Genomic DNA, 14,429 nt, shown 5'->3' with positions numbered 1-14,429 from the left:
CAGCGCCGCGCTGGCAATCAGTCAGATGCAGTTATGTAATGGATGTAACAAAAATGTAATGTTTTGTCGGTGTGGCTGATGGCGCTGCGCTTATCAGGCATTGAGGGATAGCAAACTGCAGTATATGTAAACAAGAGAGACTTTTCCGTTCACCTCATGTGTGTTGCCTCTCTGGAATTGCCGCGGACGTGAACGGGCAAGGGAGGCTCGCCGCCGGCTCCCTTGCAACCCGGGAGCCGGGATTGTTAAGGGCGTGGCGGAGAACGCCCTTAACACGTTCGCGGGTGAATTGTACCCAGAGGAACAATGAACGTAAGGCGAACGGAACCCTTATCTGAAATGACATGAGGCATGCCAGCAGCTCATGCCTGATGGCGCTGCGCTTATCAGGCTTACGAATTCCATCTGTAATGAGCAAAATCGCTAACCATTGCCGCTTTTTTTCTAAAAACAGATCGCTATTAGCCAGAATTTTTAATTACTTCATCAAACGCATCGCGCCGGAAATACTGCACCCATAACAAATAAGGGGAGCAGACACTATGGCACTAACATCGCGTATCACACTCATTGCCGCATTGGCACTCGCGGCATTCCAGGCACAGGCGGTAAACGTCACTGTCGCCTATCAAACCTCCGCCGAACCGGCCAAAGTGGCGCAGGCGGATAACACCTTTGCTAAAGAGAGCGGGGCCACCGTTGACTGGCGAAAATTCGACAGCGGGGCGAGCATCGTGCGCGCACTGGCGTCCGGCGATGTGCAGATTGGCAATCTCGGCTCCAGCCCGCTGGCCGTCGCTGCCAGTCAACAGGTACCGATTGAAGTTTTCCTGCTGGCGTCAAAACTGGGTAGCTCTGAAGCGCTGGTAGTGAAGAAAAATATCAGTAAGCCGGAGGATTTGATCGGCAAACGCATTGCCGTGCCGTTTATTTCCACAACCCATTACAGCCTGCTGGCTGCGCTCAAACACTGGGGTATCAAACCCGGTCAGGTGGAGATTGTGAACCTGCAGCCGCCGGCAATTATTGCCGCCTGGCAGCGCGGCGATATTGATGGTGCTTACGTCTGGGCGCCGGCCGTCAATGCGCTGGAAAAAGATGGCAAGGTATTAACCGATTCTGAAAAGGTTGGCGAGTGGGGCGCGCCGACGCTGGACGTGTGGGTGGTGCGTAAAGATTTTGCCGAGAAACATCCCGAGGTGGTGAAAGCCTTTGCCAAAAGCGCGATTGATGCGCAGCAACCCTATATTGCTAACCCCGATGAATGGCTGAAACAGCCGGAGAATATCAGCAAGCTGTCGCGCTTAAGCGGCGTACCGGAGGCGGATGTGCCGGGGCTGGTGAAAGGGAATACCTACCTGACTGTGCAACAGCAAACCGCCGAGCTTACCGGACCGGTAAACAAAGCGATTGTCGATACTGCGCAGTTCCTCAAAGAGCAGGGCAAAGTGCCAGCTGTCGCGACGGATTACAGCCAGTACGTTACCGATCGCTTCGTGCAATAAAAGGAGGCGCTGATGCTGCAAATCTCTCATCTCGCAGCCAGCTACGGTGGAAAAACGGTGCTGGACGATATCAATCTGACGCTTGATAGCGGCGAACTGCTGGTGGTACTCGGGCCTTCCGGCTGCGGCAAAACCACGCTGCTAAATCTGATTGCCGGGTTCGTGCCGTATCAGCACGGCAGCATTACGCTGTCCGGTATGAAGGTGGAAGGTCCGGGCGCGGAACGCGGGGTGGTATTCCAGAACGAAGGTCTGCTGCCCTGGCGTAACGTGCAGGATAATGTGGCCTTTGGTCTGCAACTGGCAGGGGTGGAGAAAGTGCAGCGTCAGCGTATCGCCCAGGAGATGTTGCAGAAAGTAGGGCTGGACGGTGCAGGAAAACGTTTTATCTGGCAGCTTTCTGGCGGCCAGCGTCAGCGTGTTGGCATTGCCCGGGCGCTGGCGGCCAATCCACAGCTCCTGCTGCTCGATGAACCGTTTGGTGCACTTGACGCGTTTACCCGCGAGCAGATGCAAACCCTGCTGCTGAAGCTCTGGCATGAGACCGGTAAACAGGTGTTGTTAATTACGCACGATATTGAAGAAGCGGTATTTATGGCCACCGAGCTGGTGCTGCTCTCATCCGGCCCTGGTCGGGTGATGGAGCGTCTGCCGCTAAACTTTGCCCGGCGCTTTGTGGCCGGGGAAGCGAGCCGCAGCATTAAATCCGATCCGCAGTTTATTGCCATGCGCGAGTACGTGTTAAGCCGCGTCTTTGCGCAACGGGAGGCGTTCTCATGAGCGTAGTTATTAATGATAAACCGCGACAGCGTACGCTGAACTGGCGCTGGCCGTTTTCACGCCAGATAACGTTAAGTCTTGGGACGTTGGTCGTCATTCTGGCGGTGTGGTGGACGGTGGCAGCGCTGCAATTAATCAGCCCGCTGTTTTTGCCCGCGCCCGGTCAGGTACTGCAAAAGTTGATCACCATCGCCGGGCCACAAGGATTTATGGATGCCACGCTGTGGCAACATTTGGCAGCGAGCCTGGCGCGAATTGTCATCGCGCTGCTGGCGGCCGTGCTGCTGGGTGTTCCGGTCGGGATCGCGATGGGACTGAGCCCGACAATTCGCGGCATTCTCGATCCGATCATTGAATTGTACCGTCCGGTTCCGCCGCTGGCCTATTTACCGCTGATGGTGATCTGGTTTGGTATCGGTGAGACCTCCAAGATCTTATTGATCTACCTGGCGATTTTCGCGCCTGTTGCGATGTCGGCGCTGGCCGGTGTCCGCAGCGCGCAGCAGGTAAGAGTGCGCGCTGCACAATCACTAGGGGCCAGCCGCGTGCAGGTGCTGTGGTTTGTTATTTTACCCGGTGCATTGCCTGAAATTCTGACCGGGCTGCGCATCGGGCTGGGGGTCGGCTGGTCAACGCTGGTGGCCGCGGAGTTGATTGCCGCCACGCGAGGTTTAGGTTTTATGGTCCAGTCCGCCGGTGAATTTCTGGCAACGGATGTGGTGCTGGCAGGGATCGCGGTAATTGCCGTTATCGCCTTTATTTTAGAACTGGGTCTGCGCGCGCTTCAGCGTCGTCTGACGCCCTGGCATGGAGAAGTACAATGAGTGAACGTCTGAGCATTACCCCGCTGGGGCCGTATATTGGCGCACAAATTTCCGGTGCGGACCTGACGCGTCCGCTAAGCGATAACCAGTTTGAGCAGCTTTATCATGCGGTGCTGCGCCATCAGGTGGTGTTCCTGCGTGAGCAGGGGATTACGCCGCAGCAGCAGAGAGCGCTGGCACTACGTTTTGGCGATCTGCATATTCATCCGGTCTACCCGCACGCCGAGGACGTGGAGGAGATTATCGTGCTGGATACGCACAACGATAATCCGCCAGATAACGATAACTGGCACACCGATGTGACCTTTATCGACACGCCGCCAGCCGGGGCAATTCTGGCAGCAAAAACGCTGCCTTCGACCGGAGGCGATACGCTGTGGACCAGTGGAATTGCCGCTTATGAGGCGCTCTCTGAGCCGTTTCGTCAGTTGCTGAGCGGCCTGCGGGCAGAGCATGATTTCCGCAAATCGTTCCAGGAGTACAAATACCGTAAGACGGAAGAAGAGCATCAGCGCTGGCTGGAAGCGGTCGCCAAACATCCCCCGTTGCTGCATCCGGTGGTGCGAACGCATCCGGTAAGCGGTAAACAGGCGCTGTTTGTGAACGAGGGATTTACTACGCGGATTGTGGATGTCACGGAGAAAGAGAGCGAAGCGCTACTCGGGTTCTTGTTTGCGCATGTCACTAAACCAGAGTTTCAGGTGCGCTGGCGCTGGCAGCCTGACGATGTGGCGATTTGGGATAACCGCGTGACGCAGCACTACGCCAATGCGGATTATCTGCCGCAGCGGCGCATTATGCATCGGGCCACGATTTTAGGGGATAAGCCGTTCTATCGTGCGTCGTAACAGAGAATTACACCATTCGGCACGATGCGGCACCGTGCCGAATGGCGACACAAACGTCTTATTCTGCCTGCGAAACCAAATGCGGTTCGATATACCGCTGGTAGCGATTTGCCTTCAGATACGTTAAATCCACCAGTACCAGGCCATCCACGCAGTTGTTAAAGTCCGGGTCGCTGCCAAAGTCGATAAACTGTACGCCACCTGGCTCACACACTTCGGAATATTGCTTGTAGAGTGGTGGAATACCACAACCAAGGTTGCCGAGTAGCGACTTCAGCCGCGTCAGGTCTTCGCTGTAATCTTCCCCGCCAAACTGCGCCAGTGCGTCGGGTAACGAGGCCGGGTACGGTCGGCGCGACTCCGCCAGCGGATGCATTGCCGGAAACCATAGGCGATAAAAGGCAACCAGCAAATCGCGGGCCGAAGGCGGTAGCCCACCGGAAATAGAAACCGGGCCAAACAGGTAGCGATAGTGGGGATGGCGCGCCAGATATGCGCCGATACCGGACCACAGATAGTCCAGCCCGCGGCGTCCCCAGTAGCGTGGCTGAATAAAGCTGCGCCCCAGCTCGATGCCGTGCTGGAGGATATCGTCCATCCGTTCGTCGTAATGAAACAGGCTATAGCTGTAAATGCCGTCCAGCCCGCGCTTTTCCATCTGTAGGGCGGTCGGCATAAAGCGGTAGGCACCGACGATCTCCAAATCGTCTTCATCCCACAGGATCAGATGCAGGTAGTCATCGTCATAACTGTCGATGTCGCGGCGTCTGCCGCTGCCTTCACCTACCGCGCGGAAGGCGATTTCCCGCAGACGGCCCAGCTCGCGTAGCAACGGAACCTCTTCCTGACCGTTACGTTGCCAAAGATAGATAACCTTACCGTCTGCTGTACGCCCCAGGCACTCGGCCTGGTGTAGCTCGCGCTTGAGCAGGGCACGGGGTTCCGGGCGAGCGATCGCGCTTTCGGTTTTAAAGATGCCCGGCAGTCCTTTCCCCAGTAGCTGAACGTGTCGGTAGCACTTGTCTGTCATTTCTCGCGGCGTGGTTTGCGGGGTGCACCATGTCGACCACGCAATTTGCTCGCCAATGGTCACCGGCAGGTTGCTGTTCCGGCGGCGGAACATCTGCTGCATTAACAACAGCATCGGCAGGTTCTGCGACACCAGGGTGCTGGCATAAAACAGCGTACTGTTACGTGCCTCAATCCACGCAGGTAAGAGCGGTGCACGGTATTTGGCGGCGAGCTTAATAAAGCCGGAGTGCCATTTTTTATCGTGAATACCACGCCGGGTTATGCGCGAAACTTCACCGGCCGGGAAGAAGATCAGTACACCGCCGTTTTGCAACTGTCGGTCCATCAGCTGTAGCGCCGCTTTAGCAGTGCGGCCATTGACATTATCCACCGGAATAAACAGCGAACTGAGCGGTTCGAGATGGGTGAGCATGCGGTTGGTGACGACTTTAACATCGCGGCGAACGCGCGAGACGGCGTACAGCAGGGCCAGGCCGTCGAGTGTGCCGGTAGGGTGGTTGGCGATGATAACCAGCGGCCCTTGTTCGGGAATTTGTTCCAGACTACGGACCGGAATTTGACAGTGAATGTTGAGATGCTCCAGCACCTGTTCGACGGTATCTAACCCTTTCAGATGGCGGTGACGAACAGCAAACTGTTGGAATTCCTCTTCATGTAACAGTTTTCTCAGTACTTTTTTTTGCCACGGGGCGGGCCTCGCCTCTGGCCACAGGTCGTCGATGACATTGTCGAGACTAAACATAGCGGCTCCTCCTCTGTCCTTTTGTGACAGTAGAAGGGCGATGTGTCGGTTAGATGGCGGTTTGGTGACGTTTTATGATAAAACGCCCCGCATTGCGGGGCGTTGAAAGGAATTAACGCAGGATTTTTTTCTCAGCCAGATCGCGTGCGAAGTAGCTGAAAATCAGATCTGCACCCGCGCGTTTGATCGAGCCTAAGCTTTCCAGCACCACTTTCTCTTCGTCGATGGCACCGGCCATGGCTGCGAACTTAATCATCGCGTATTCACCACTTACCTGGTAGGCACCAATTGGCAGTTCGGTGCGCTCGCGGATATCGCGCAGGATATCCAGATAGGCACCTGCCGGTTTCACCATCAGGCAGTCTGCACCCTGAGCTTCATCCAGCAATGATTCGCGAATTGCCTCGCGACGGTTCATCGGGTTCATCTGATAGGTTTTACGATCGCCCTTCAGCGCAGTACCTGCGGCTTCACGGAACGGACCGTAGAACGAAGAGGCAAACTTGGTGGAATAGGACATGATCGCCGTATCGGTGAAGCCTGCCGCGTCCAGCGCCTGGCGAATCGCCTGTACCTGGCCGTCCATCGCGGCGGAAGGGGCGATGAAGTCAGCACCCGCAGCGGCGGCAACCACCGCCTGCTTGCCAAGATTGGCCAGGGTTAAATCGTTATCAACGCCGTGTTCACATAATACGCCGCAGTGGCCGTGCGAGGTGTATTCGCAAAAGCAGGTGTCTGACATGACAATCATTTCCGGCACGGTCTGCTTGCAGATGCGCGACATACGCGCTACCAAACCGTCTTCTTTCCAGGCGTCGCTGCCAGTGTCATCGGTGTGGTGGGAAATACCGAAGGTCATCACCGAACGGATTCCGGCGTTGGCAATGCGTTCAATCTCGCGTGCCAGATGTTTTTCCGGAATGCGCATCACGCCTGGCATGGCCTCGATGGCTTTGTAATCGTCGAGTTCTTCTTCAACAAAAATCGGCAACACCAGGTCATTTAAGCTCAGTGTTGTCTCTTCAAACATAGCGCGCAGCGCAGGGGATTTGCGCAGGCGGCGAGGGCGTTGGATTAGGTCTGTCATGGTATGCCTGATGTTTGTGAAATCGAAGGCCGTAGTATACCCGAACCTGATGCAAGGGAGTTTATGAAAGTTGCCTTTATGCCGCATCCGCCAGGAAAGCGTTTGTGAGCACAGGCAAACGGGAGATTTCAACCCGTTGCCTGTGGCGTGCTGAATCAGGAAGCGGGGATCACTTGCGGTTTGTTGCCGCTCAGTTCGCTCACCAGATTGTTGATTCCGTCGCTCATCGCGGTAAAGCGGGTCAGCGGGGAGCGGGTCACCACGACAAAGGCTCCCACGTTTTGCTGTGGGATCATCGCCATATAAGTAATGAATCCACCGCCACCACCGGTTTTTTGAATAATTCCTGGACGCCCATTCTTCGGCGCCATATAGACCCAGCCCAAACCTAGCGCATCGGCCCTACCCGGAACATCCATCCCTATCACTTTGGTTAATTGCGTACGCTGATAAATCAACGTCTGCATCCGGTCGGCCTGCTGGCTACGATGATAAAAATCAGAGGAGAGATACTGTTGCATCCAGCGCATCATATCGCCGGGCGTAGAATAGACGCCGCCGCTGCCCATGGCCGCCAGCGTATTGTTACACGGGCTGGCACCTTTTTCCGCGACCATCAGGCGTGCGCACTGATCGGGTGATGGGGTAAAGGTGGTGTCTTTCATCCCGAGCGGTCGGGTGATTTTCTCTTCAAACAACTGCGGATAAGGTTTGCCGGACGCGGTTCCCAGCGCATCGGCCAGCAGGTCAAACGCCAGGTTCGAATAGGATGCCTGGGAGCCCGGTGCGGCTTTTAGCGTTGCGGTAGAGAGATAGCTCCAGCGTTGCTCGCGAGTCGGCCAGACAAAGACCGGGCGTTTTGCCGCGCCGCCAGGCTGCTCGCGTGGCAGTGCGCTGGTGTGCGTCGCCAGATTCACTAGTGTAATAGGCGTTCCCTGATATGTCGGAACGCGTGCGCCTGGTGGTGCATATTTACTCAATGGATCGTTGAGTTTTACTGTGCCCTGATCGAGTAATTTCACTAACATTTCGCTGGTCATTAATTTGGTCAACGACGCGATGCGAATGACGGAATCCAACTGCGGGTGAACATTATTGCCGGGGCGCGTTTCACCAAAGCTACGAAACACGCGCTGATTACCATCAATCACCACAAGCGCCATCCCTGTCGCTCCGCTGCCGTAGAAAATATGGTCGGCATAACGGTCGACAATGTCAGAGGCAAAGACGGGATCGGTTATAGGCTGTGCCGCCTGGACAGATGTCAATGACGCCGCACACAGCGCGGCAGAAAAAAGCAGACTACGTTTCAACGGTGGTGTCCATGAGTTAGAGGAAATAAAAGATGACGTGCGTATGCGTATTTATACTACTCGTTGGCATATTGCAAAGCGCTTATCAGCCAATGATAGTGGGAAAAACGTAACGATGAGTAAACGTGGGTTTTTCCCGGAGAGTGGATGTTCGCTTTTGTGATCTCACGCTGTAATAATCTGAACATGCCGGAACGCTGTCGGTGTGAAAACCGCAGAAACAATTCTACAAAACCAGATAGCGAACTAAGTGCGTCGGTTCTGGTCACAATTGTCGGTTTCAGCTTGTGTTTATTGGGCGTAAGCCGTCTTGCCGCGGTAAACCACCGTGGCAAATGCACAGCAGTCGTCATAACGATAAGAAGTTAGCAGGAGAGCACTATGTTTAAGTCTTTTTTCCCAAAGCCGGGGCCGTTCTTTATTTCGGCATTTATTTGGGCACTGGTCGCTGTTGTATTTTGGCAGGCTGGCGGGGGAGCCTGGGTTGCACAGATTACCGGCGCTTCGGGGGATGTACCGATTAGCGCCGCGCGATTCTGGTCGCTGGATTATCTGATTTTTTATGCGTACTACATTCTGTGCGTTGGCGTGTTCGCGCTGTTCTGGTTTCTCTACAGCCCGCACCGCTGGCAGTACTGGTCGATACTCGGTACCTCGCTGATTATCTTCGTCACCTGGTTTCTGGTTGAAGTCGGCGTCGCCGTCAACGCATGGTATGCGCCGTTCTATGACCTGATTCAAACCGCGCTCAGCACGCCGCATAAGGTGAAAATTGAGCAGTTCTATCAGGAAGTGGGGATCTTTCTCGGGATTGCGCTGATAGCCGTCGTCATTGGCGTGATGAACAACTTCTTCGTCAGCCATTACGTCTTCCGCTGGCGTACCGCGATGAACGAACATTATATGGCGCACTGGCAGCATCTGCGTCATATCGAAGGTGCGGCACAGCGTGTGCAGGAAGACACCATGCGTTTCGCTTCTACGCTGGAAGACATGGGCGTGAGTTTTATTAACGCGATCATGACGCTGATTGCCTTCCTGCCGGTACTGGTTACGCTCTCTGCGCATGTCCCGGATCTGCCGATTGTTGGACATATTCCCTACGGTCTGGTGATTGCCGCGATTGTCTGGTCGTTGATGGGGACCGGGCTGTTGGCCGTGGTGGGGATCAAACTGCCTGGGCTGGAGTTCAAAAATCAGCGGGTGGAAGCGGCGTACCGTAAAGAGCTGGTGTACGGTGAAGATGATGGCAATCGCGCGACGCCGCCGACGGTTCGCGAGCTGTTCCACGCGGTGCGCCAAAACTATTTTCGCCTCTATTTTCACTATATGTACTTCAATATTGCCCGTATTCTTTACCTGCAGGTTGATAACGTTTTCGGCTTGTTCCTGCTGTTTCCATCGATTGTTGCCGGTACGATTACGCTCGGTCTGATGACGCAAATCACCAACGTGTTTGGTCAGGTACGCGGCTCGTTCCAGTATTTGATTAATTCGTGGACGACGCTGGTTGAGCTGATGTCTATCTATAAGCGTCTGCGCAGTTTCGAACGTGAACTGGATGGTCAGGAAATTCAGGCTGTTACCCATACGCTTAGCTAACAAAAGGAGATGTTATGTCGACGGTTTCCCGTCTTTACCCTTGGTCTGGTCTGGCGGCGTTGGTGCTGGTGGGGTGTAGTAGCCAACCCGCGCAACCATTAAAAAAAGGGGAGCAAGCCGTTGATGTGGCGAGTGTGGTGCGGCAAAAAATGCCTGCCAGTGTGAAAGACCGGGACGCGTGGGCACAGGACCTGGCAACAACGTTTGCAAGCCAGAAGCTGGCACCGACGGTTGAAAATATCTGTTCGGTGCTGGCGGTGGCGCAGCAGGAGTCCAACTATCAGGCCGATCCGGTGGTCCCGAATTTAAGTAAAATAGCCTGGAAAGAGATTGACCGTCGCGCCGAGCGTATGCATATCCCGGTGTTTTTGGTTCATACCGCACTGAAGATTAACTCGCCAAATGGGAAAAGCTACAGCGAGCGTCTGGATTCGGTAAAGACGGAAAAGCAGCTTAGCGCTATTTTTGATGATTTCATCAATATGGTGCCGATGGGACAGACATTGTTTGGTTCGCTCAACCCGGTGCATACCGGGGGACCGATGCAGGTCAGCATTGCGTTTGCCGAACAGCATACTTCCGGGTATCCGTGGAAAATGGCAGGAACGGTACGTCAGGAAGTCTTCACCCTGCGCGGTGGACTCTGGTTCGGCACGTATCACTTGCTGAATTACCCGGCAAACTATAGCGCGCCCATCTTCCGTTTCGCAGATTTTAATGCGGGATGGTACGCCAGTCGTAATGCGGCGTTTCAGAATGCCGTCAGCAAAGCCAGTGGTGTAAAGCTGGCGCTGGATGGGGATTTGATTCTCTACAACAGCAAAGAACCGGGTAAAACGGAGCTGGCGGTACGCAAGCTTGCCGGGAAGCTGGGGATGAGTGAGAGCGATATCCATCGTCAGTTGCAAAAAGGCGACAGCCTGGCCTTCGAGGAGACGGCGCTGTACGAGAAGATGTATAAGCTGGCGGAAGCAAAGGCAGGAAAAGCGTTACCACGGGAAATGCTGCCAGGTATTCAACTGGAAAGCCCGAAGATTACGCGTAATTTGACCACGGCATGGTTTGCTAAACGCGTGGACGATCGTCGGGCGAAGTGTATGGGTCAGTCATCGTTATGATGACGATGGCGCCAGCGCACCACCGCCGCGATGACGCCAAGGATAAGGCATCCAGTGAGGAAGGGAATCAGTCCAAACAGGGTGCCTACGCCTAAGCCAATTTCAACACGCGGGCGTCCGGTCTCTTGCATCTGTAGCTGCATCAGTTCTTCATAGATACCGGGTGCATGGGCTAACAGATTTAAAACCTGAGCCCCGGCCCAGAAGCAAAACAGCACAAAAACGGCATACGCAATGTTGCCGGTCAGAGAGGAGGGATCCCGATGCTTGCCCTTAAACAGGGATTTTGAGAGCGTAAAATCAGCCATAGGGACCTCCAGAAATATCCTGCGTTGTCGATGCCATACCCGTTACTGACAGTGAGTCTGACAGGTGATCGGGATTGTCAATATCAGAATGATGGTAATTTCAGGTAGAGATTATTCCTGGATTTTGGTTTTTTGTTGAGCGCCACAAACATGTAACCTTAAGTTAAATTAACTCACATTTCAGAATTTCCGCACAGGACACAGACGCCCGCAGGGAAATGTGCGAGGATGCTACATCAACGATGTACTTCCACCGGAGCTGTTATGAATCTGCCTGTAAAAATTCGCCGCGACTGGCACTATTACGCGTTTGCCATTGGGCTGATCTTTATTTTGAATGGCGTGGTGGGATTATTGGGTTTTGAAGCGAAAGGATGGCAAACCTATGCGGTGGGGCTGGTTACGTGGGTGATTAGCTTTTGGCTCGCCGGACTTATTATTCGTCGCCGTGCCGATGAGGATGAAGATGTCAAGGATGCCCAATAGTTATCGGGCATCCTGTCTGCTTTTACATGCTGGTTTTCAGCGCGCTATCGGCAGCGTGGCGCTCCAGCGCCAGCTCGATCAGACGTGTGATCAGATCGGTATAGCCTAAGCCGCTGGCCTGCCACAGTTTGGGATACATACTGATGTTGGTAAAGCCCGGCAGCGTGTTGATCTCGTTGATCACCACATCATTCTCTGCGGTCAGGAACACATCCACCCGCGCCATCCCGGCGCAACCCAGCGTCTGGTAAGCCTGAATAGCGATCTCACGGATCTTGTCGTTAATTTCTGGCGCAATTGCCGCCGGAACCACGACTTTGGCCCCGTTATCGTCAATATATTTGGTATCGTAAGCATAGAAATCGCTGTTCAGGACGATCTCGCCACAGGTGCTGGCCTGCGGGTGATCGTTACCCAGTACCGCACACTCGATCTCGCGGCCTTTGATCCCTTGTTCCACCACCACTTTATGATCGAACTCAAACGCCAGTGCAACAGCCTGGTCGTATTGCGCTTCGCTGGTGACTTTGCTGACGCCAACGGATGATCCCTGATTGGCTGGCTTCACAAACAGCGGCAGACCCAGACGCGATTCGACCTCAGCAAAGCTGATGGCATTGCGATTGGCGCGGGTGAGCGTAATAAATGGCGCGATGTTTAATCCGGCATCGCGCAGCAGACGTTTGGTGACGTCTTTATCCATGCAGGCCGCAGAGCCCAGTACATCAGAACCGACGAACGGTAAATTCGCCACGCGCAGCATGCCTTGCAGTGAACCATCTTCACCCAGCGTGCCGTGCACGATAGGGAAAATAACATCGACCGTAGGCAGTGGCTGGCCGTTTTGAGCATCGATCAACTGCTGTTCTTGTTTACCCGGTACCTGCGCCAGGCTGGTCGCGGAAGGACGCAACGCAATGCGTGCCGGATCGTCAGAGTTGAGCAGATAGTTGCTGGCATCGCTCACGTGCCACTGCCCTTGTTTATCAATACCTAACAGCACAACGTCAAAGCGAGTCTTGTCGATGGCATCGACAATATTTTTTGCCGATTGCAATGACACTTCATGTTCCGCTGATTTACCACCAAATACGATTCCTACTCGCAACTTTGCCATCTTAAAAACCCATTCCTTGAATGCAAAGCACATACATTACCACGACAAAACGCAGGATTCCTCGGCTTCTGGCAGATTGTTTTGGTGGATTACCCGGGAATGAATACGCACAAATCTACAGGTCATGTTCGAAGCATAATCCCCTGCATACAATGTGGATTTGATGTGATGAATGTCACAAATATGATGAGCGGGGAGATAAAATACTAAACTGTGAAACATCGCACCTCTGGGCCCTCGTTTGAAGGCGTAATTTGTTAAGCTGCTCGCAGTTTTCAGCTAATTACCGTTATGAGTCCTTATGGAATCCTGGAGAGTTAACCTTATTTCCGTGTGGTTCGGTTGCTTTTTCACCGGCCTGGCGATCAGCCAAATCCTGCCTTTTCTACCGCTCTATATCTCCCAACTGGGCGTCACCTCGCACGAAGCGCTCTCAATGTGGTCCGGGTTAACGTTTAGCGTCACGTTTCTTATTTCTGCCATTGTTTCACCGATGTGGGGCAGTTTAGCTGACCGTAAAGGGCGTAAGCTGATGCTGTTACGGGCCTCGCTGGGTATGGCAATTGCCATTTTGCTGCAGGCATTTGCAACGAACGTCTGGCAGCTTTTTCTGCTGCGAGGAGTGATGGGGTTAACATCGGGATATATTCCTAATGCGATGGCGTTGGTGGCGTCGCAAGTCCCGCGCGAGCGTAGTGGTTGGGCGTTGAGTACGCTCTCAACGGCGCAAATTAGTGGGGTGATTGGCGGGCCGCTGATGGGCGGTTTTATTGCTGACCATGTTGGCTTACGTGCAGTATTTTGCATTACCGCCGCGCTGTTGGTGGTGAGTTTTTTGGTCACACTGTTCTTAATTAAAGAGGGTGTCCGTCCGACGATTAAAAAAAGCGAGCGTTTAAGCGGAAAAGCTGTTTTTGCTTCGTTACCGTATCCAGCGCTGGTTATTAGCCTGTTTTTTACCACCATGGTGATTCAACTGTGTAACGGCTCTATTGGCCCCATTTTGGTGCTGTTTATCAAATCGATGGTGCCAGATAGCTCAAATATTGCTTTTCTTAGCGGGCTGATTGCCTCGGTTCCCGGCATATCCGCTTTGATTTCAGCGCCACGTCTTGGCAAGTTGGGTGACAGAATTGGTACTGAACGGATTCTAATGGCAACGCTTATCTTCGCCGTGGTGCTGTTTTTCGCCATGTCATGGGTTACCACTCCGTTGCAGTTAGGGATATTACGTTTTCTGCTCGGCTTTGCCGATGGTGCAATGCTGCCTGCGGTGCAAACGCTATTAGTGAAATACTCCAGTGAGCAGATTACCGGGCGCATCTTTGGGTATAATCAGTCGTTTATGTATCTTGGAAACGTCGCTGGGCCCTTGATGGGCGCAACCGTATCGGCAATGGCGGGTTTCCGCTGGGTCTTTATTGCTACCGCGAGCATTGTGCTTATTAACATCTGGCAACTGGCTATCGCGTTGCGACGCCGGCGTCTCGCTCGCTGAATAGCGGATTAACAACGCGGGTTGCCAGCGTTGTTAATCCATAATTGAAGATTATATATCAGGGTGACTATTAATCTCCTTACCCTTTTATATTGAATTATTCTGCAGTAAGCGTCATTCCCCCTTATTTTGTGTTGTGATTGTTTTCGCAAAACGTTTTATTTCTGCA

13 protein-coding genes are annotated in these 14,429 nt (G+C 53.7%); 8 read left to right on the top strand and 5 right to left on the bottom strand.

The features are described from left to right. The first annotated feature begins 542 nt into the window (after positions 1–542). Genes tauA through tauD form a run of 4 tightly spaced genes read left to right on the top strand, consistent with a single transcriptional unit; the run spans position 543 to position 3,957 of the window. A complete protein-coding gene (tauA, locus tag OGX95_RS05215) occupies positions 543–1,505 on the top strand; it encodes a taurine ABC transporter substrate-binding protein (protein ID WP_286628549.1) in 963 nt (320 codons plus the stop codon). Between the two features lie 12 nt (positions 1,506–1,517). Beyond that, positions 1,518–2,285, top strand: coding sequence for a taurine ABC transporter ATP-binding subunit (gene tauB / locus OGX95_RS05210; RefSeq protein WP_286628548.1), 768 nt, complete (start codon positions 1,518–1,520; stop codon positions 2,283–2,285). Beyond that, complete coding sequence (tauC, locus tag OGX95_RS05205; protein ID WP_286628547.1) at positions 2,282–3,109, top strand: taurine ABC transporter permease TauC; 828 nt, start codon at positions 2,282–2,284, stop codon at positions 3,107–3,109. The genes tauB and tauC overlap by 4 nt, the downstream gene beginning before the upstream one ends. Then, complete coding sequence (tauD, locus tag OGX95_RS05200) at positions 3,106–3,957, top strand: taurine dioxygenase (RefSeq protein ID WP_286628546.1); 852 nt, start codon at positions 3,106–3,108, stop codon at positions 3,955–3,957. The genes tauC and tauD overlap by 4 nt, the downstream gene beginning before the upstream one ends. A gap of 58 nt (positions 3,958–4,015) precedes the next feature. On the opposite strand, the gene olsF is transcribed toward tauD, so the two are convergent. From olsF to ampH, 3 genes are all read right to left on the bottom strand, one after another. After that, the gene (gene olsF / locus OGX95_RS05195; protein ID WP_286628545.1) at positions 4,016–5,731 is read right to left on the bottom strand and encodes a bifunctional ornithine lipid synthase OlsF; all 1,716 of its coding nucleotides are present in this window, start codon (positions 5,729–5,731) and stop codon (positions 4,016–4,018) included. A 112-nt stretch (positions 5,732–5,843) separates the two neighbouring features. Continuing rightward, a complete protein-coding gene (gene hemB, locus OGX95_RS05190; RefSeq protein ID WP_137384668.1) occupies positions 5,844–6,818 on the bottom strand; it encodes a porphobilinogen synthase in 975 nt (324 codons plus the stop codon). Between the two features lie 155 nt (positions 6,819–6,973). Beyond that, complete coding sequence (gene ampH, locus OGX95_RS05185) at positions 6,974–8,131, bottom strand: D-alanyl-D-alanine-carboxypeptidase/endopeptidase AmpH (RefSeq protein WP_286628544.1); 1,158 nt, start codon at positions 8,129–8,131, stop codon at positions 6,974–6,976. A gap of 381 nt (positions 8,132–8,512) precedes the next feature. Between ampH and sbmA the strand changes: the two genes are divergently transcribed. Continuing rightward, positions 8,513–9,733 (top strand): peptide antibiotic transporter SbmA, encoded by a 1,221-nt coding sequence (sbmA, locus tag OGX95_RS05180; protein ID WP_137384667.1) that lies wholly within the window; start codon positions 8,513–8,515, stop codon positions 9,731–9,733. A 14-nt stretch (positions 9,734–9,747) separates the two neighbouring features. Further along, positions 9,748–10,851: a DUF1615 domain-containing protein gene (locus tag OGX95_RS05175; protein WP_286628543.1), complete on the top strand. Its 1,104-nt coding sequence runs from the start codon at positions 9,748–9,750 to the stop codon at positions 10,849–10,851. Here OGX95_RS05175 and OGX95_RS05170 read toward each other — a convergent pair. Next, entirely contained in the window at positions 10,836–11,159 is a 324-nt protein-coding gene (locus OGX95_RS05170) for a YaiY family protein (protein WP_286628542.1), read from the bottom strand. The two genes, OGX95_RS05175 and OGX95_RS05170, sit on opposite strands and share 16 nt — an antisense overlap. Positions 11,160–11,423: 264 nt before the next feature. On the opposite strand from OGX95_RS05170, the gene OGX95_RS05165 reads away from it, so the two are divergent. Beyond that, positions 11,424–11,645 (top strand): DUF2754 domain-containing protein, encoded by a 222-nt coding sequence (locus OGX95_RS05165; protein WP_005120949.1) that lies wholly within the window; start codon positions 11,424–11,426, stop codon positions 11,643–11,645. A gap of 22 nt (positions 11,646–11,667) precedes the next feature. On the opposite strand, the gene ddlA is transcribed toward OGX95_RS05165, so the two are convergent. Then, positions 11,668–12,762 (bottom strand): D-alanine--D-alanine ligase, encoded by a 1,095-nt coding sequence (gene ddlA, locus OGX95_RS05160; protein WP_286628541.1) that lies wholly within the window; start codon positions 12,760–12,762, stop codon positions 11,668–11,670. 301 nt (positions 12,763–13,063) lie between these two features. On the opposite strand from ddlA, the gene OGX95_RS05155 reads away from it, so the two are divergent. After that, positions 13,064–14,260, top strand: coding sequence for a multidrug efflux MFS transporter (locus OGX95_RS05155; RefSeq protein ID WP_286628540.1), 1,197 nt, complete (start codon positions 13,064–13,066; stop codon positions 14,258–14,260). The last annotated feature ends 169 nt before the right edge of the window (positions 14,261–14,429 follow it).

The sequence above is a fragment of the Citrobacter sp. Cu233 genome (genome assembly GCF_030332225.1).
Classification (GTDB): domain Bacteria; phylum Pseudomonadota; class Gammaproteobacteria; order Enterobacterales; family Enterobacteriaceae; genus Citrobacter.
Note: the sequence above shows the minus strand (reverse complement) of the source record. Positions and strands in the feature narration are given on the sequence as shown.